Here is a 19626-nt window from a genome sequence, read left to right on the forward strand (position 1 = left end):
GATGGGAGTAAATTCTCTCAGACGACGCATCCGCAAGGCGCAGAATTTCTCTTGCGCACTCCCAAAAGGAGGCATCATGTCTCAGAAAAAAGATCCGAAGGATACTTACGTACTTGTTACTGGTGGCGCTGGTTTTATTGGTAGCCACACGGTTGTTGAACTTTTGCAAAGCGGCTATCACGTTGTTATTGTCGACGACCTCTCTAATTCATCAGAGCGTGTTATCGACCGTATTGGCCAAATTGTCGGAGAAGAAGCCGCTTCTCGTCTCGCTTTCCGCAAGTTGGATGTAAACGATAAGGCGGCACTGGAAAAGGTATTCGAAGAGTTCCCCATTGATAGGGTTATTCATTTTGCAGGCTATAAAGCCGTCGGAGAATCGGTACAGAAGCCTATTGAGTACTACAGCAACAACTTGGGCAATACGCTCACCCTTGTTGATGTGATGCGCAATCACAATTGCAAATCGATTGTTTTCTCAAGCTCAGCCACGGTCTATGGAGATCCCGACTCGCTGCCTCTTACCGAGGAGAGCCCTAAAAAACCCGCAACGAATCCTTACGGCTGGACTAAATGGATGATTGAGCAGATTTTGTCCGATCTTACCGTTGCCGATGATGAGTGGAACGTTGTACTTCTGCGCTACTTCAACCCCATTGGAGCTCACCCCTCAGGCCTTATTGGCGAAGATCCAAAGGGTATTCCCAATAATCTCGTTCCATATGTTGCGCAAGTGGCTGTTGGAAAGCGCGATGCCGTACATGTGTATGGCGACGATTATGACACGCCCGATGGCACTGGTGTGCGCGACTACATTCACGTAATGGATCTCGCCTCTGGCCACGTGGCTGCACTGGCTTGGATGAATGGCCGCACCGGCGTAGAGATCTTTAACTTGGGTACCGGCAAAGGCAGCTCAGTGCTTGATATTATCAAGGCCTTCTCCGCTGCTTGTGGCCGTGATCTCCCCTACGTTATTGAGCCGCGTCGCGCTGGCGATGTAACGGCAAACTACGCCGATTGCTCCAAGGCTAAACGCGAGCTTGGCTGGGAGGCGCGTTACGACATTAACGATATGTGCCGCGATTCATGGAACTGGCAGTCTCACAACCCTAATGGCTACGAGGACTAGTGATGACAACATCTTCCCCCAAAACAGAGCAGAATCCTTTTGTTGTCTATTTGCATGAGAAACTGCCGCTTGTTGAGCAGGCACTTACTGATGCACAGACTCATCCTTTAACGGATTCTGCTTCTGCTGCCGATCTTGCGAACTATCTTTATAGTCCGCTTGCACGCTTTACCGCTTCTGGCGGCAAGCGCGTTCGACCTGTTCTCGCTCTCTTGGGTGCTGAGGCAGTTGGAGGTAAGGCTGAACAGGCACTCTCTGCAGCAGTCGCAATTGAATTGTTTCAGAGCGCCGCTCTTATCCATGACGACATTGCCGACGAAGGAGAGTTGCGTCGCGGTGAGCCCTGCCTGTACAGAACAGAAGGTATTGGACTTGCAATCAATGCTGGAGATCTAGCCCTTACCAACGTGATTGAAATCGTTCTTAACGATAACAGCCTCGATGAAGCGCATCGTCTCAACGTTGCCCAGGCACTTATCGAAATGGAACGACACACGTTGGAAGGGCAAGCGTTGGATCTTGGTTGGGTCCGTGATGGTCGCTGGGACCTTACAACACAGGATTATCTCTACATGGTCACGAGCAAAACAGCTTGGTATACCGCTGCAAGCCCTCTTTATATTGGCGCTCTTGCTGCTGGGGCCTCAAAAGAGGCAGCTCAGGGTCTTATTGAGGTGGGTCTTCCTGCGGGTATTGCCTTCCAGGTGCAAGATGACTTGCTTAATTTAATAGGTGATCCCACCAGCCAAGGGAAAGATTTTCGCTCGGATATTACCGAAGGTAAGCGCACGCTTGCAGTGGTATGGGCGCTCAGCCATTTGGGTTCTCCCGATCGCGAGGAGCTTATTACTATTCTTGAATCATCAACTAACGATTCAGAGCAGCTTGCGCGAGCTGTCGAGCTTATTGAGATCGGCGGCGGTATAGCATATTGTCAGGAAGTTGCTCAAAAAAATGTCGATAAGGCCATACAGGCAGCAGAAAGCCTTGCCCACAAGGGGCTTATTTCTGACACAGCATGCAAAATGCTTCAAGCTATGGCGGATTTTTTTGTTGAGCGAGCCAAGTAAGCATTTGGTTTGACTCACTTACGAGGAGGTACGATGGATCCCATTCGCGAAGGCGCGAGCGGAGTCGCAGTAGAAGATATACAGGATCGTTTGAAGAAGCTTGGATACGAAATATCCGAGGCAGAGCAGACGGCCTGCTCCTTTGGATCTTCCACAGCTGAAGCAGTCACACGCTTTAGGCTTGACCATGATTTGCCTTTAGGCTCTGAGATTGACTCCGCTACCTGGGCTGCCCTGGTTGATGAGTGCTATGAACTCGGTGACCGCACGCTCTATTTGCGCCTTCCCAATCTCCATGGCAACGATGTACGCGAATTGCAAACACGTCTCAATATTTTGGGTTTCTCCTGTGGTGTTGAAGATGGATATTATGGCGTTCATACCGAAGCTGCCGTAAAGCAGTTCCAAGAAAACGTTGGCGTTCTTGCTGATGGCATGGCCTTTGCAGATACGTTTGACGCCATTGATCGACTGCATCATGTATGGGGTGGCAAACCCGCGTCAGGCCCACACCCACAAGGGCCCATGGGCTATGCACGCGCCTCTGATGTACTCGAAGACATCCGCTTGGGATTTGCTGCAGATGATCCTATTTCACGCAACGTTGCTGGGCGTATATGGAATCTTGCCTACGCCACCACTGAGCGCGCAAGTGTGACACTTATCGACCGTCTTGAGGAAGCAAATACAGAAGACCGCATTGTCTTTCTCATCTCTCCTGGCGAGCGTCCTTCAGACTGCAAGCTTGCTAACGTCGAGATTGATGATCCTGACACACTGCCCCGTCGCATTCATACCGCATGTGAGGCCTCAATACCCAAACATGCACCCGTACGACTTGAGCTTCCTGTTGCGCATTCTTACGACGGAACCTTTTCCGCAAACGATGCGCAAACCTTGGCAGTCATGCTTCTCGATGCAATCTGCGGTGCATTTAGCGACCGTATCTAGTAGGCGGTTTCAAGTTTTTGTCCTGAAAGCCTGCTTACATTCTGAGCCTAGAATTAAGCAGGCTTAAATACGAGCGTATCGATTATTAGTGAATGCTGTAAGAAGAATTCTCTCAATCTCTGTGCAAATCCAGGCTCACCCTGATACAATCGGCAAGGCTTACTAAACCTGTTATACTTTGTTTCGGTTTAGTTTGTGCAATTGGGGCATCGTCCAATGGTTAGGACACGGGATTTTGGTTCCCGTGATGGGGGTTCGACTCCCTCTGCCCCAGCCACCTGAGAGTTAAGCGAACCCCTAGATTCGGTTTCCGAACTGGGGGTTTGTTCGTTTTCTAATGCCTCCAAAGAGTCGGACTACCCCTCACCATCCCATGAAACTCTGCCCTCAATATCAGCCCGAATAAGTTCCTTGATGTATTTGGCCTTGTTTGGCTGAGCATCAAGTTTTGCAAGGAGGACGCACTGCGCCATTTCCTCATCTTTTTGGAACTATACAATGTCCCCAGGCGCGTCAAACAGAACGCACACTCGATGAATATCTTCGTCTGTTGAAGGAGGCGAATTACGATAAAGGTGATTGATTGCAGCCATGTCGCAGGACTGACTCTCCTTGCGCTTTCGGAGGAGCTGCCAAAGAAGTCATGGCGGCACGTCATAATAGGCGGCAAGATCTACGAACCTCTAATTCCCATGTATGCAGGCGACATCTCCCGCGCAAAGAACAACTCGATCGGAATTCGCGGGGAGCACGACTTCATAGGTAAGGAAGTTGAATTCGTATAACAGGAGTAATGAGCCGCCTTCGGGCGGCTTTTTTCATATCCCCGTTTTAAGCGACATCTTATGTATCTTCTCTACATCGCCTGGACATGCGCAAAAGACCCACCTATCCCACGCAGAGAAAACGTTGTAGTCAAGCTACGCAAAGCAGATAAAGGTGGCAACCCAAACACCAACGACCGTGCATTGAATAGGCGGGACGAGGTCTTTACGAGTGCGAGCTTTAAACAATACGCCGGCACTGGGCGTGAGGATTGCGAAAGTTTATGAAACAGTGGGAAGACGGTACGCATGTCGAGGTATTTGTTGCGTGGTCTAAAACAGACAGTGCCCATGTGTTCGTTGCCGAGAATAGAGACAGGAAGAGTTAGCATATCGATCCTCAAACCAGCAGGGATGGCGTAAGTAGCTATTTCGATATGGCACGTGAAGATCGTACAATGATTGCAAGAATTAATAATCTTGATCCGTCTAGCCTCATAGACGGCTGTTGCACGTCCAGAAACGGAGCGGCATCATGAGCGTGGCGCTGGCGCAGGCATACGAGACCGCACTTCAGTCCATCGGAGACGACATGCACATCACGTCCGCCGCCGAGGGAGCCAACCATTGGTTCTTCGGCGTGGGCGACGTGCTCGTCGATGTAGTTCCCGGAGGCTCACCCATCGTCATAGACAAGCAGAGCGGCGAGGCGGACTACTCCATGCCGCCCATCCCATCCGACCTGCTCGGAATGGAGCTGCTGCCCATCGAAATCGAGGCGAGGGACGCAGTCGACGTACCGCTGCCCGCGTAGCAGAGCAACGCAAACAGAAAGCAGCAAGCCGCCTTCGGGTGGCTTTTTTCATAACCACGTTTCAAACAAGATCTTTTGCCCCTTCTCCATATTGCTTGGATATACACAAAAGCTCATCTGCCCTCGCAGAGAAACATGCAGATAAACCCAGATAAGGAGAAGGACATAACAAACAGGAAGTACAATTATCAGAATACGCTGGAAGATTGGATCTCAGAGAGCGGTGTGGGCTTCTAATGCTCGACTACAGAAAAATTGAAGAAACCGATACAACCGTGGAATACGAATACTCGATCGAAGGGGATCCCAACAATACTGGCCGCATTCGTCTAGATGTATCAACCGGCAACGGATATCCCATCAATCACACTGACTCCATTAACCACATTCGCTACGCCAGTAAGCTAATCTCCTATCTCGAAAAGTGCATCAGCTCAGGGTCTATCCCAGAATCAGGAACGTACATGTGGTACTAATTCGAAAATCGATACACGATGCCGTATAGCTATATACCAGTCGAAAACAGCACCAAGGGTTCAATTTTTATATGTTCACAATCTTTGTCCCATGAACTTCCGAAACACCCAACTCATTCGCCACAGCTTCGGCGTTTTTCCAAGTAATACCTCCTCCAGGAAGCACAATAATGCGCCCTGAAGCATAGGATACGTACTCTTGCAAGCGGCCAATGTTTTCCTCGATGGGCGTTCCAGCTGCCCCTCCATGGGTAAGAATGCGCTCTACACCCTCATGAGCCAGCCAATCGATAGCAACAAGCTGTTTGTCTGGATCAATCGCATCGAATGCCATATGAAACGTCACTGCTATCCCCTGTGGCGCCGTATCAGTTGGTTCATGAGCTAAACGGATAAGCTCACGTGTAAGCTCCTGATCAATTGAGGAATTATGTAAGCAACCAAAGACAACACCATGAACGCCCAAGTTTTTAGCGCAGAGCAAATCATCGCGCATCATGGCTGCCTCATCATTAGTATATGCAAAGTTGCCCCCGCGAGGCCGCACCATGCACATAACCTCAACCCCCTGTTCGCGCGCAAAGGCAACTGCTGCACGAATAACACCATAACTAGGAGTAGTGCCCCCTACCGCAAGGTTGTCGCAGAGTTCAATACGTTGCGCTCCGGCAGCCACAGCCTGAGCAACATGTTCCATGTTCTCCGCACAAAACTCCTTAATCAAAGCGTTTCATCCTTCCTTACTAATTCGTCACTCGTCACCAACAAACTTCTGAATCACAATGGAGTATGAAGGAAGAGAGGTATGTAATGGCGCGTATTCTGCTGGTTGAAGATGATCCTATTATCACATCTTCACTCTCAGAGCTTCTCGGAACAGAGGGGCATAGTGTACAGGCTTGCACCACACAAGATGAAGCGATTCAGCTCGCTTGTTCGTCTTCTGCCTCCAATCCCTATGACCTGGTGCTACTTGACATCGCCTTAGCTTCTGGCAATGGTTTTACCGTCTGTGGCGCAATTAAGCAAAAGCACCCTTCCCTACCAGTAATCTTTCTTACCGCATCGGGAGATGAATACAGCACCGTTGCTGGTCTTGGAATGGGTGCTGACGACTACATTGCCAAGCCCTTCCGCCCAAATGAGCTTTTAGCTCGTATTGGCGCAGCTCTTCGCCGATCTCATCCCGAACATCGTCTTGTACAGCTTGGATCGGTCTCCATAGATCCAGAGAGAGCCTACGTTTGTCGCGAAGGCAAAGAGCTTATCCTCTCAGCCTTGGAATATCGACTACTTCTCCTTCTTGCAACTCATAAAGGTCATCTGGTCACACGCGACATGATCCGTGAGGCCCTTTGGGATGATGCTGGTGCTTATATCGAAGAAAACACTATTAGCGTTTATATAAAGCGGCTCCGCAATAAGATTGAGAAAGATCCCGCTCATCCCCAGTGCATCGTTACTATTCGTGGTCTGGGCTACAAAATATATGGATAGGAACGTGGCTTCTTCCATCAACCACAAGTCCCTTGCTACATTTTCAACCTCTCAGGAGACAAACATGCTATTGAGAAATAACGAGCTGAAAATATCGCTCGGTATAGCAGGAGGCGTCGTTCTTGTCAGCACAGCTGGATTGGGAATCTATCTCTCACAGCTGACTTCTGCCTATGGGCTCGACAGTGGTTTAGTTACTACAGGTTGTGCCTGGTTACTTCTTACCTCAGCAATTCTTATAAGCATATTTGGTCTCTTTACCATCTGGCGCTACCGCCAACTGAGAAATCTCGCTGCCCGTATTGATGAAGCACTTCATTCTGATAGGTCAATTAGTTTTGCAAGCATGAGCGAAGGAGAGTTGGCGATTCTTGCCAACGAGATTGATAAAGCCTTCACGCGCCTACACAGGACAAACGAAACCCTCGCACAGGAGCGCACCTTCTTAGCCAATTCGCTTGCCGATATTTCCCACCAGCTCCGCACTCCTTTAACTTCGCTAGGCCTTATGCTTGCGTTGGCTCGCAAAGATCTCAAGGGGTTGTCGGAGACTTCGTGCACGCCTTCCCAGCTCGCACTGAACGCAAACCACACCTCAGAGGATTCCTGCTACTCCAACCTTGCCAAACATGTAAACATCGCGCGTCAGCTTGTTGATCAGATCCAATGGCTGGTGGAATCTTTACTCACCCTTGCGAGAACCGACGCAGGTGCTATTGCTTTACAGCATGAGCAGGTAAACGTTGAGGCGCTTGTTAAGGCAGCAGCGTCTCCGTTTGAAGTTGTTTGCGAGCTTTCTCAAATACAACTGGAATACAACATCGATCCAACCATACATTTTGTTGGTGATGAGAGATGGACCAGCGAGGCACTCAAGAACATTCTTAAAAATTGTCTGGAACACACGAAACCAGGTGGCTCGATATCGATACGTGCGTCGCAAGATACCCTTGCCTGCCGCCTGTGCATTACCGACACTGGATCCGGCTTTGATCCTGAAGACTTGCCACATATTTTTGAGCGATTCTATCGAGGCAAGCAGAGAAGTTCCTGTCAAACAACAGGAGAAACGTCTCAACCACATTCTGTTTCTATCGGTGTAGGCATTGGGCTTGCATTGGCACAAAGCCTTATTGTGGCCCAGGGTGGACGCATAACAGCTTCCAATAACACGAATCCCGACGGATCAGTAGCTGGGGCCCGTTTTGACATAACCTTTTTCAAAGCCATTGTTTGATCGCAAGCAATACACAGAGAATTGACCGTCTTTCAATCTGTATGACAGATCTGTCATATTGCCGACATGGCCGTGCAAGCTACGGTCCTCATCATCATGATTGGCATAGCCGCATGATAATGGAGGCGTTATGGATCTACTTACCACACGCAATTTAAGCAAAACGTATGGCTCGGGAAAGAGTGCAGTCCACGCAATCAGTGACATAAACCTCTCGATACAGGAGGGGGAATTCATTGCTATTGTCGGCTCATCGGGGTCGGGCAAATCAACCCTCATGCACCTATTAGGTGGCGTGGACCGTCCCACCGACGGCACGGTATATCTCAACGGGGAAGACATCTACGCTCGCTCTGACGAAAAACTTGCAGTATTTCGCCGCCGCGAGGTTGGTCTGGTCTATCAGTTTTACAACCTTATCCCCGTGCTTAACGTCGTAGAGAATATGACACTGCCCGTTCGGCTAGACGGCAGAGAGATAAACAAAGAACGGCTGGATGCCCTTATCCATGAACTGGGTCTCACTGGCCTTGAACAACACCTTCCCAACCAACTGTCTGGCGGTCAGCAACAGCGCGTCGCCATTGGACGAGCCCTCATGAATGCACCTGCCATTGTTCTTGCAGATGAACCAACAGGCAATCTCGACACACGCAACACTGCCGAGATTATGAATCTGCTGTGCGCATCAAATCGCAAATACGGCCAAACACTCGTTGTTATTACTCATGATGAGGATGTTGCCCTTATGGCCGACCGCGTTATCTCCATAGAAGACGGTCACATCGCTTCAGACGAGCGACAAACACCCTCAAAAACGAGCGACATCATCTCCTCTTTAGCCACCGAAACGCGCTAGGAGGAGACCATGGGCATTATTACAAGCTTTACTCTTCGCTCGCTTAAGCGCAATTCATTCCGCACGGTAGTTTCAATCATTGGCATTGCCCTTGCTTGCGCATTACTAACAGCCGTATGCACCAGCGTTGTCACCTTTCAAACCCTGTTGGAACAAAGAACACGCGCAGACGAAGGGTCTTGGCAGGTTCTCGTAGAAAATGTCACACCGGACCAGTTGCAGAAGCTTGCTGATTCTCCTCGTCTTGATACCGCTCAAACCGTAACTGAACTTGGAGCAGTTAAGCTTGGTGACAAAAACGCCAAGTACTACGGCGATTATCTCTATCTCAAAACATGGCCGGAAGAGCTCTCACGCCAATCAGACCAATCTTTTGAGCAAACCTCTTCAGCACTCGCTTTACCAGCGCTCGTAAGCGGACGAGCACCGCAATCCCCTAACGAAATTGTTCTGCCGAGCTATCTGGAGGATGTTGAACTCGCCCCCTGTGGCCTTTCGACCTCGGGGAAACTCTCACTTGGCAGTACCGTTACACTCAATCTTGGTACGCGTTTATCATTTGATATAACTAAGCCAAACGACACTCCAAAAACAATCGTTTCTTCACAAGGCACCTGGCTTCGTGAGCCCAGTGACGGTCAGCCTTATTCAGAGCAATTCTTGCCAGACTTAGGAACTCACACGTTCACTGTTGTTGGATTTGTGAGAGAAAATGCCCTCGGATCAAATCTTTTGCTCAGCCAATCTGCCTACACCTATGATCCAGATGCCCTTTTGTTGGCTGCAACAGATACCTCCGATGCAACACGCACATCGGTTGCCTTCTCTCTTGTCGATGCAAAGTCATACGACGACCTAACCGATTTCTCAACCAGTTTGTTTGGAGAGAAAAGCTCAGCTAATGATGGCTTGCAGGATGGCAATACCTACGACTTGCATAGCAGCTTGCTCCGTTGGCAGGGCATATTTGATAACCGCTCTATCTGGGATTCACTCTGGGGTCTCGCGCTTGTCCTTGGGATAGTCATTATTGTTGCGGGGTTATCAGTTATTTACAACGCTTTTGCCATTTCGGTAGCAGAAAGAACGCAGCAGTTTGGACTGTTGGCCTCGCTTGGCGCAAGCCGTCGTCAACTGAGAAGAGCAGTGCTCACTGAAGGAATGTTGTTGGGTTGCATCGCCATTCCTGTTGGATTGGTGTTAGGCATTGTTGGATGCGAGGTTGTATTTTCGACAAGTGCAGAAAGCATCCTTATTATTGTTGGCGCAGAAACGCTGCAAGGGGCCGCTGTTCATGCCATTATTTCGTGGCCAGTCCTTATTCTTACAGCCCTTGTTTCTTTGGCTGTCATATTAATAAGCGCCTGGATTCCCGCCATCCGCGCGAGCAGAGTCTCAGCTGTTGACGCTATTCGTCAAAACCAGACGTACCGCATTTCTCGTCGGGCACTTCGAAGGGGAGCAAAATCGCACGGCACGTACCACCAAAGTCTTATTGAAAAGCTGTTTGGAACACCGGGTTATATTGCACATTGCAATCTCACACGAGGAGCGAGCCGCCATCGTGTAGCAGTGGCTTCACTCTCGGTTTCGGTAGCTTTAATTGTTATTGCTGGTCTTCTTGCAATGTTGCTCACCTATGCGTCCAACGCAAGTGGAATCTCTGAGGGACGAGACGGAGAGATCTCTCAAGACATTATGGTGTCGCTTCCCACAAGCTCCTTTGAGGATAATGCCTCTGCTGCATCAGATACCATTCGTCAGCTTTATAGCGAAAGTTGCGACAAGACCGACCTTGAAGGACTTGGATGGAGTATTGGGCGCCTCAGCTATTGTGTCATTCCAAACGCTATGCTCAGCAGTAGCGCTCAAGACTACTTTGCCTCTTCTCACCAGCTGCAAAACAATACGTATAGCAGCGATATCTCAATACAGCTAGTAGACGAGACAACGTGGCATACCTATATCTCCTCGCTTGGCTTGGATGAAAGTCTCTTTTGCGATAAAAGCCATCCGCGTGGTGTTCTTATCAATACCTATCAAACCACCTATGATGGAAAATATGCAGAGGTAGAGCTTTTTTCAGGCATCGGGACCATACAAATTGCTGCTCCAAACACCTCAGATGATGCCTCCTCGCTCAACCCATTTGAGAGTGGTGAGCCCGTTAACACCCAAGCACTTGAAATTGGTGCACTTGAAAAAACATTACCTCCGTGTGTAAACCAGTCAGGCATACCACAGGTCATCTTGCCCGAATGGGCTTCTGACGTCGTCGCTGCAAGCACGTTGAGTAACATTTCCGCATCGTTTACCTGCAACAACAATGCCGAGATCGCCAACAAGGCAGTTGACTCACTCGAGAAAATCTACGAAGAGGACTTCGGCGACATAGCAGATGATATTGGAATCTATAACCTTGCAGACAGCCGAGCACAAACACGTTTAATAGCTCAAACAATGCAGCTCTTTATCTATTGCTTCGCTGTTATAACCGGTCTCATTGCTATTGCAAATGCCTTTAATACGCTCGTTAACTCACTCATACTCAGAAAGCGAGAGTTTGCCGTTTTGAAATCTGTGGGCATGGGTCCACGCGCATTCCGCGCCATGCTTATTTATGAGTGCATGAGCTATGCATTACGCGGGTTTGTTATTGGCCTCATACTTGCAGCACTTGCCGGATTTGGCATGTTTGTTGTTATGCAATCATCCTTTGTTGGTATGGATTTCTTGGGCCTTATACCATGGCAACAAATCGGACTAGCCGCTCTACTTGTGTTGTTTGTCATCGTAATTAGTGTGAGATTCGCATTACGAAGAAGTCGGTCTGAAAACATTGTAGAATCGCTCCGGGCAGACGCTTTGTAAGCGCACGGTAATCTCTGCGGTCACGAGCCGTCGGCGGCACTGCCGTCTACATCGCCCCGCAAGGCCTTACTCCTGCGCTATGATGGTACCGGTCCTTTATGGGCCAGCCATTATTTTGTGTTATGCCCATAGATATGGGTTAAACGCTATTCAGGAGGAGGCGTAAGCTTGCCATCCACTGCTATCGTCCTCGCAGCGGGCGAAGGGACGCGCATGAAATCAAATCATGCGAAAGTAGCCCACATAATTCTTGGCAAAGAAATGATTTGCTGGGTGGTAGACGCAGCAGCCGCTGGCGGTTGTGACCAAATCGTCGTAGTAGTTGGCAGCCATGCCGATGAAGTGCGCGCTATTATCAGCGACCATTATGGCACCCAAGCAAACAACGATTCATTCACCCCTCAGGTTATATGTGTAGAGCAAAAAGAGCGCCTCGGTACTGCACATGCAGTTCGCGTAGCGCTTGACGAACTAGGCTCCGTTAGCGGACCTGTTGTGGTGCTCAATGGAGATCTTCCCCTTATCGAGAGCGCCACAATTGCTCAGTTCGTGGAAGCAGTTGCAGATAAGTCGCATGCTGCTGCAGTTCTCACCATGGTGCCGCCTGATCCATTTGGATATGGGCGCGTGGAGCTTGCCGAAGACGGCAGCGTCCTGCGCATTATCGAGCAAAAGGACTGCACCGCCGAGCAGGCCGCCACACTTACCGAATGCAATGCCGGCTGCTACGCCTTTGATGGAGAGACTCTCACCGCTCATATTGGAGAAGTTGGCTGCAACAACGCTCAGAGCGAGTACTACTTGCCCGATATGGTGCAGATTCTTCGCAATGCCGGAGAGACTATCACCTCTGTTTGCTGCAAAGATTACCGCGAGGGACTTGGCATCAATAGCCGTGCGCAGCTTGCAGAACTCACAGCGCTTGCTCGAGATCGCATTAACCTGAGCCTTATGGATGAAGGGGTAACATTCCTCGATCCAACACAAGCTTGGATAGGCCCCGACTGCACGGTTGGTCGCGATACCATCATTTGGCCGCAAACACATCTTATTGGCTCCACCCACATTGGCGAAGATTGCCAGATTGGCCCTAACTCTCGCCTCACCGATACGTCTGTTGCAGATAATTGCAAAGTGGAAGAAACCGTTGCTCTCTCTGTTTGCATTGAAGAGGGTGTTACCGTTGGTCCCCGTGCATATCTGCGCCCCGGCACCCACCTATTGGCCGGTGCTCATGTGGGAACTCACGTAGAAATTAAGAACTCCACCATTGGTGAGGGGTCAAAAATACCACATTTGTCTTATATTGGCGATACTACCATGGGTTCAGGTGTTAACATTGGCGCAGGCTCCATTACCTGCAATTACGATGGTGTACACAAGCATCGCACCACCATTGGCAACGATGTCTTCGTGGGTTCTGACACCATGATGGTAGCGCCAGTTTCTATAGGCGATGGCGCATTGGTAGGCGCCAGCAGTTGCATTACAAAGGACATTCCCGCTGGGGCACTCGCTCTCGAGCGCTCAAACCAGCGGATCGTGGAGGGGTATGCAGCCAAGCGGCTGGAGCGACTAAAGAAAGGCCAGGAATAGATGTACGAGAACCTGAGCAAGCCCATCAACTACCAGAAGGAAATCAAACTCTATTCAGGAACAGGTAACCCTAAGCTCGCCCAGGAGATCGCCGATATTTTGCACCTGGAGCTCCAGGGTCTCAAAATTGAGAAGTTTGCCAACGGCGAACTCTATGCCCGCTTTGAGGAGTCCGTTCGCGGCGATGAAGTCTTCTTCGTTCAGACCCTTGCCGGTAAAAATCTGAACGACCTTATCATGGAAACGCTCATTGTTGCCGATGCCGCCAGCCGTGCATCCGCACAGAGCGTCACAGTTGTGCTGCCGCACTTCGCATATGCTCGCCAAGACCGCAAAGCAGCGTCTCGTGAGCCTATTACCGCTCGTCTTGTTGCTAACCTTCTTGAGGCCGCTGGCGTCGATCGCATTATTACGCTCGACCTCCATCAGGGACAAATTCAGGGCTTCTTTGATATTCCAGTAACGCATCTCACTGCCCTCTATTTGATTGGTGACTATTTCAAGGCTAAAAATTTTGACTGGTCAAACACCGTGGTTGTCTCCCCTGACATGGGTCGTGCAAAGCATGCAAAGAAGCTGGCCGATTATCTTGGGTGCGAGGTTGCCATTGCTCATAAGAGTCGCCCCAAGCACAATGCAGCAGAAGTCATGGGTATCATCGGCGACATTAAGGGAAAGACCTGTATTGTCAATGACGATATGATCGACACCGCCGGCACGCTTTGCAACTCCGTACGTAAGCTTAAGGAGATGGGCGCCGGCGATATTTATGTCTCTGCTACCCACGGCATTTTCTCAGAGCCCGCTATTCAACGTTTGCAGGAAGCACCGCTGGTTGAATGTGTCGTAACCGACGGCATTCCTTGTGAAGCAGCCAATAAGCCTGGCTCTAAGATCAAGACCATCTCCATTGCACAAGAAATGGCCGACGCTATCTATGCAGTCTATGCCAATAACTCTGTAAGTGATCTGTTTGGCGGAAGCGCCGAGCTGTAAAAAGCACGAATGCCGAGCAGTTCTATGGCTAAAGTAACTGGTCCTGCCCAGGTTCGCCTTGTGTGCGGCCTGGGCAATCCGGGCAATGAGTATGTTCACACCCGCCACAATGCAGGGTTTGCCTGTATAGATGCTCTTGCCGAAAGAGCGCGGGTTCATTATTGGAAAACCGATGCTGGTTGCTTAGTTGCACCTGCTCGCATTGGTTCTCATGAGGTACTTCTCGCTAAACCACAAGGTTATATGAATACAAGTGGCGGCCCTCTTTCCAAACTCATGCGTGCTCACGGAATTTCTCCTGCAGAAATTCTTGTCATTCATGACGAGGTCGATCTTCCCGCTGGAGAGGTGCGCACCAAGTTTGGCGGAGGCCTCAATGCCCATAATGGGCTTCGCTCGATAGCCAACAAGCTAGGTACTCGCGACTTTTCTCGTGTGCTCTGTGGTATCGGTCGACCGCCGGGAAAGATGTCGGTTGCCGATTGGGCTCTCCGTCAGCTCAAAGGCACATTTCTGGATGATTTTGAGCTGATGGTGCAAGATGCAGCATCCGTTGCTGAGCAGTGCATTATTTCAAATGCTTTTATTCAGTCCTCATCTAATCACAAGAAAGGCGCGAGAAGTCGCTAGAATAGAACAGTCTATGACCCCGCTCAGTAAAAGCGGTGCCACAAGGAGGGATTGTCGGAGGCGTCTCTGTACTCCGACACGACAGGGAGTAGCGGAGAGGAGATCGTTGTATGTACAAGATCCTCGAAAAAACGCAGTTCTCTGAGAAGGTGTTTAAGTTCCGCATTGAGGCCCCAGAGATGGCCAAGCATGCCCATGCTGGTCAGTTCCTGATGGTCCGTGCAAACGAAACAGGCGAGCGCGTGCCTTTCACCTTCGCAGATTGGAACGGCGAAGAGGGCTGGGTTGAGTTCATCTTCATGGTAATTGGTAAAACTACCACGATGCTCTCCACCTATGAGGTGGGCGACTATCTGCAGGATGTAACTGGTCCGCTCGGCCAGCCCACAGAGATGGGCGACGGTACCTGGGCAGTTATCGGCGGTGGCGTTGGTCTTGCTATCGCATTTCCTGTTGCACGCCAACTTGCAGCTACCGGCCATGAAGTTCACGCCATTATGGGTGCTCGCACCAAGGACCTGCTGCTGCTGGAAGATCAGTTCCGCGAGATTTTCCCGGAGGATCACATCCATATCACCACAGACGATGGTTCCTACGGTGAAAAAGGCGTCGTAACTGCACCGCTCGAGCGTCTGCTTCAGGACAAGGCTGTAGATCACGTCTTCTGCGTTGGTCCTGTTCCCATGATGAAGTTCGCTGCTCTCACTGCCGAGAAGTACGACACCCCCGTTATTGCATCGCTCAACCCCATCATGGTTGATGGCACAGGAATGTGCGGCTGCTGCCGTGTCGAGATCGATGGCGAGACCAAGTTCGCTTGTGTAGACGGCCCCGATTTCGATGCAACAAAGGTCAACTGGGACGACCTTCGTATGCGTCAGGCAGCCTATCGCACTGAAGAAGGTCAGGCTATGAAGGCTTACGAGGAGGCGACCTGCGCATGCCACAGGTAAACGGTAAGTACGTTCCCAACGCAAAGGCACCCCGCACGCCCGACAACGAAGAGCCGGCCGCTGAGCGCGCATGCGATTTCCGTCCGGTTGATAAGGGCTTCACTAAGGAGATGGCACTTGCTGAGGCCAATCGCTGCCTCGACTGCAAGAAGCCGCTCTGCGTAACGGGCTGCCCCGTAAACATTAAGATTCCTCAGTTCATTGAGGCCATTCGCGCTGAAGAGTTCGGTCGTGCACTGGATATTATCCGCGAGGATTCCATGCTGCCTGCCATCTGTGGTCGTGTTTGCCCACAGGAGAACCAGTGCGAAGGCAAGTGCATTTTGGGCAAGAAGGGCGATCCTATTGCCATTGGTCAGCTGGAGCGCTTCGTAGGCGACCAGCCCGAGCTTGGTTCGAAACCTAAGGTTGCCCCGAGCAACGGCAAGAAGGTTGCCGTTATTGGCTCTGGCCCCTCTGGCATTACCTGCGCAGGCGAGCTTGCACGCAATGGCTTTGAGGTCACTGTCTTTGAGGCATTTTTCACCGGCGGCGGCGTTCTTGTCTACGGCATTCCTGAGTTCCGTCTGCCCAAGGCAGTTGTTAAGCGCGAGATCGATGGTCTTGAGGATCTCGGCGTTCACTTTGAGTACAACTCAGTCGCAGGCCGTATTACCAATGCTCAAGAGCTGTTCGACAAGGGCTTTGATGCCATCTACATTGCTACGGGCGCTGGCCTTCCCAAGTTCCTGAACGTTCCCGGCGAGAACTTGCCCAATGTCTTCTTTGCAAACGAGTACCTCACGCGCGTAAACCTGATGAAGGCAAATCAGTTCCCCGAGTACGACACGCCCACCAAGCATGGGCAGCGCGTTGTTGTCTTTGGTGGCGGCAACGTTGCTATGGACGCCGTGCGTACCGCCAAGCGTCTGGGCGCAGAGCACGCAATTATCTGCTACCGCCGTACCGAGGCCGAAATGCCCGCTCGTCGTGCCGAGCTGCATCACGCCAAGGCCGAAGGCGTTGAGGTTCGCGAGCTCGTTGCACCGCTTGAGTTCCTTGCTGGCGAAGATGGCAACGTCTGCGCTGTCCGCGTTCAGAAGATGGAGCTCGGTGAGCCCGATGCTTCTGGCCGTCGTCGTCCTGTTCCTATCGAGGGTGCTATCGAGGAAATTCCTTGTGACGTAGCTATTTCTGCTATTGGCACCAACGCCAACCCTCTGGCTGGCATGATCAGCGATGTCAAGCTCAACAAGTGGGGCTACATTGAGGCTGACGAGAACGGCCGCACTTCTGACCCGCGCATTTGGGCCGGTGGCGACATTGTAACGGGCGCCGCTACTGTTATTCTTGCCATGGGTGCCGGTAAGACAGCTGCTGCTTCCATTACTGAAGCGCTCACACAAGCATAGAGTCTTGTGGTGCATTAAAACACCAAGCCCGGGCTGCCTGCGTGCTCCCGGGCTTTTTTGAACTACAAGATCTTTACGTGGCAAGGAGTGTCATGCGCGAGCTTGAAGAACGAATGAGACATGATGGGGCGGTTCGTCCCGGCAATGTTCTTAAAGTCGATTCATTTCTCAATCATGGCTGCGATATGCAGCTTTACCAGCACATGGCCGATGAATGGGCACGTCGGCTTGCAGGAGAAAAGGTTGATAAAGTCCTCACCATCGAGACTTCAGGCATTGGCCTTGCCTGCGTAACAGCCCTTGCTCTGGGGTGTCCCACCGTTGTTTTTGCCCGCAAGAAGGAGTCACAGAACCTCCAGGGGTCGCAGTGGCGCACCTCTGTTCACTCCTATACTCACAACCGTGATTACACCGTTGTCGTAGAGAAGAAACTCCTCAACCCCAATGAACGTATTGTTATTGTTGACGATTTTCTTGCCAACGGATCGGCCGCAGAAGGACTTCTCGATTTGTGTAAACAGGCTCATGCCGAAGTGGTGGCCATGTGTTTTGCTATTGAAAAATCCTTCCAACCGGGCAGAAATATCTTATGCGAACAGGGCATTCGTGTGGAATCACTCGCACGTATTAGCTCAATGGATGCTACAACAGGTGAAATTACATTTATCTCTGATGAGAGCGAGGCATAGATGGCAGAAGCCACTACAACGTCCAGCACCATCCCTCAGTCACCCGATTGCCGTGGATGCTACGAGAAGCAAGTTCGCCGTATTGCAACCTTTTGCAATTTGAGTGACTACGTGCTGTCCCAAATGCTTGATATTAAGGACAGTCTTCTTGAAGAGATTGGCGGCGAGCGTGTAAAACCCACACATATGGGCACCTTGTTGGAGCGCATCATGCCGCTTGTTGGCACGAATGATCCCTATCACGATATAAAAATCCAGTACAACCAGCTCCTGCTGGACCGCGAGCCAGAATGCTTGGAGCAAATTGCTGCTGCCGATAATCCTTTCCAGCTTGCCTTGCGCTATGCAGCAGCAGGTAATCTCATTGATTTTGGTTCCAAAAACACCTTTACCCAAGACGATGTAACCGCTCTGCTTGACCGCGTGCCTGATATCACCTTTGCTCTTGATGATTCAGCAGAGCTTCTCGAGCAGATCCGTTCAGCACAGAACATCATGTATTTAGGTGATAACTGCGGCGAGATTGTTCTGGACAAAATCCTTATCGAGCAAATCTTGCAGGAAAACCCGAATGTACAGGTTACCTTTGGCGTTCGCGGTGGCCCCATTATTAACGATGTTACGGTAGAAGACGCTCAGCAAGTTGGCATGGATCGTGTTGCTCGCGTTCTACCGAGCGGCGTAGCCATTCCGACCACCATTGTTGAAGACAGTACTGAAGAGTTCCAGCGCACCTTCTACAATGCTGACGTTGTTATCAGTAAGGGCATGGGTAACTTTGAGACGCTTGGCGACGGCTGTGGTCGCGGCAATGTGTTCTTCCTTCTTATGACAAAGTGCGACCTCGTAGCCGATATTATTGGCGCACCACTTATGACGCTCGTTTGCAAGCAAAACGAAGCTGCATAAAGCTTTACCAGAGTAGCAAGCTATACAAAATGCGCAGCCCTGACACTTGTCACGAGCTGCGCATTTGAGTCTTCCTGGAATTTTTTATCCCGCTATTTCTTTGTGACCTCTATCTCAATGCCACTTTGATCGATGACAAGTGCATCGCCATCGCGTTCAAATTCCGTCCAGTCATCTTTATCCTCAGTAGCAACTTCTATACCATCATCAGTAGCACGCCACTGGAGGTTATCCATTGTTTGAGACTGACCCGCAAAGCTCATCTCCATTTCTGCAGACTTATCCTCATTGAGCTGAAGGGTGCAGTCAACAGAAATGCCCTGATATGTAGCGGTGCCCTCCCAGGTTCCAACATAGCTATCCTTACCACCGCCAAGACAGCCTGTAAAGAACAAAATGAGCGCAATAACAATAGCTACTGCTGCCACACCAAGACCGATAAACAGGCCTTTGTTGTTTTTCTTTGGCTGTATAGGAGACGGAGTATAGTTAACCCCTTGGGGCTGAGGAACTCCTTGTCCATTATTAAATTGATTGGGAGCTCCAGATGCTGGAGTGCCTACATTATTTCCAAGTGCAGCACCGCACTTGGGACAAAACTTTGTCCCATCTGCAAGCTGTGAACCGCATTTTGGACAGAACATGAGTCCTCCCTTATACCAGGACGAATTAATGTAATTCGTAGCCGTTGTCCTTATATCACTCCTCTAGGATACCTATTTGGCGTTTGTTTGTTGATTACAGTTTGTTAAAGAGCTGTTTGGAATTACGGGCTTTTCGATAAAAGGCTT

At 50.4% G+C, this 19626-nt stretch carries 17 protein-coding genes and 1 tRNA gene; 16 read left to right on the top strand and 2 right to left on the bottom strand.

Going from position 1 to position 19626, the window contains the following annotated elements:
• Positions 1–76 precede the first annotated feature (76 nt).
• The 5 genes from galE to ACQY6Y_RS02245 all read left to right on the top strand — a co-directional run bounded on the left by galE (position 77) and on the right by ACQY6Y_RS02245 (position 4731).
• The gene (gene galE / locus ACQY6Y_RS02225) at positions 77–1132 is read left to right on the top strand and encodes a UDP-glucose 4-epimerase GalE (protein ID WP_428378682.1); all 1056 of its coding nucleotides are present in this window, start codon (positions 77–79) and stop codon (positions 1130–1132) included.
• Positions 1133–1134: 2 nt separating this feature from the next.
• Positions 1135–2202 (top strand): polyprenyl synthetase family protein, encoded by a 1068-nt coding sequence (locus tag ACQY6Y_RS02230; RefSeq protein WP_428378683.1) that lies wholly within the window; start codon positions 1135–1137, stop codon positions 2200–2202.
• 33 nt (positions 2203–2235) lie between these two features.
• A complete protein-coding gene (locus ACQY6Y_RS02235; protein WP_428378684.1) occupies positions 2236–3153 on the top strand; it encodes a peptidoglycan-binding domain-containing protein in 918 nt (305 codons plus the stop codon).
• 202 nt (positions 3154–3355) lie between these two features.
• A tRNA-Gln gene (locus ACQY6Y_RS02240) sits at positions 3356–3430 on the top strand.
• A 1022-nt stretch (positions 3431–4452) separates the two neighbouring features.
• Complete coding sequence (locus ACQY6Y_RS02245) at positions 4453–4731, top strand: hypothetical protein (RefSeq protein WP_428378685.1); 279 nt, start codon at positions 4453–4455, stop codon at positions 4729–4731.
• A 543-nt stretch (positions 4732–5274) separates the two neighbouring features.
• On the opposite strand, the gene ACQY6Y_RS02250 is transcribed toward ACQY6Y_RS02245, so the two are convergent.
• Positions 5275–5931, bottom strand: coding sequence for a copper homeostasis protein CutC (locus tag ACQY6Y_RS02250; protein ID WP_428378686.1), 657 nt, complete (start codon positions 5929–5931; stop codon positions 5275–5277).
• Positions 5932–5996: 65 nt separating this feature from the next.
• Between ACQY6Y_RS02250 and ACQY6Y_RS02255 the strand changes: the two genes are divergently transcribed.
• From ACQY6Y_RS02255 to ACQY6Y_RS02305, 11 genes are all read left to right on the top strand, one after another.
• Complete coding sequence (locus tag ACQY6Y_RS02255; RefSeq protein ID WP_428378687.1) at positions 5997–6704, top strand: response regulator transcription factor; 708 nt, start codon at positions 5997–5999, stop codon at positions 6702–6704.
• A gap of 4 nt (positions 6705–6708) precedes the next feature.
• Complete coding sequence (locus tag ACQY6Y_RS02260; RefSeq protein WP_428378688.1) at positions 6709–7941, top strand: sensor histidine kinase; 1233 nt, start codon at positions 6709–6711, stop codon at positions 7939–7941.
• A gap of 130 nt (positions 7942–8071) precedes the next feature.
• On the top strand, positions 8072–8800 hold the full coding sequence (locus ACQY6Y_RS02265) for an ABC transporter ATP-binding protein (protein ID WP_428378689.1): 729 nt from the start codon (positions 8072–8074) through the stop codon (positions 8798–8800).
• Between the two features lie 9 nt (positions 8801–8809).
• Entirely contained in the window at positions 8810–11671 is a 2862-nt protein-coding gene (locus ACQY6Y_RS02270; protein WP_428378690.1) for an ABC transporter permease, read from the top strand.
• A 168-nt stretch (positions 11672–11839) separates the two neighbouring features.
• Positions 11840–13267, top strand: coding sequence for a bifunctional UDP-N-acetylglucosamine diphosphorylase/glucosamine-1-phosphate N-acetyltransferase GlmU (glmU, locus tag ACQY6Y_RS02275; RefSeq protein ID WP_428378691.1), 1428 nt, complete (start codon positions 11840–11842; stop codon positions 13265–13267).
• Entirely contained in the window at positions 13268–14263 is a 996-nt protein-coding gene (locus ACQY6Y_RS02280; RefSeq protein ID WP_428378692.1) for a ribose-phosphate diphosphokinase, read from the top strand.
• A 24-nt stretch (positions 14264–14287) separates the two neighbouring features.
• Complete coding sequence (gene pth / locus ACQY6Y_RS02285) at positions 14288–14893, top strand: aminoacyl-tRNA hydrolase (RefSeq protein WP_428378693.1); 606 nt, start codon at positions 14288–14290, stop codon at positions 14891–14893.
• 110 nt (positions 14894–15003) lie between these two features.
• Positions 15004–15846, top strand: coding sequence for a sulfide/dihydroorotate dehydrogenase-like FAD/NAD-binding protein (locus tag ACQY6Y_RS02290; protein WP_428378694.1), 843 nt, complete (start codon positions 15004–15006; stop codon positions 15844–15846).
• Positions 15834–17237 (top strand): NADPH-dependent glutamate synthase, encoded by a 1404-nt coding sequence (gene gltA, locus ACQY6Y_RS02295; RefSeq protein ID WP_428378695.1) that lies wholly within the window; start codon positions 15834–15836, stop codon positions 17235–17237. Before ACQY6Y_RS02290 ends, gltA begins: the two co-directional genes overlap by 13 nt.
• Positions 17238–17329: 92 nt before the next feature.
• Entirely contained in the window at positions 17330–17926 is a 597-nt protein-coding gene (locus ACQY6Y_RS02300; protein ID WP_428378696.1) for a xanthine phosphoribosyltransferase, read from the top strand.
• Positions 17927–18835 (top strand): damage-control phosphatase ARMT1 family protein, encoded by a 909-nt coding sequence (locus tag ACQY6Y_RS02305; RefSeq protein ID WP_428378697.1) that lies wholly within the window; start codon positions 17927–17929, stop codon positions 18833–18835.
• A gap of 92 nt (positions 18836–18927) precedes the next feature.
• On the opposite strand, the gene ACQY6Y_RS02310 is transcribed toward ACQY6Y_RS02305, so the two are convergent.
• Positions 18928–19479, bottom strand: coding sequence for a zinc-ribbon domain-containing protein (locus ACQY6Y_RS02310; protein ID WP_428378698.1), 552 nt, complete (start codon positions 19477–19479; stop codon positions 18928–18930).
• Positions 19480–19626: the final 147 nt, after the last annotated feature.

Origin of the sequence: Olsenella sp. Marseille-QA0557, from assembly GCF_965119725.1 — a bacterium.
GTDB classification, from domain to species: Bacteria; Actinomycetota; Coriobacteriia; order Coriobacteriales; family Atopobiaceae; genus Coprovicinus; species Coprovicinus avistercoris.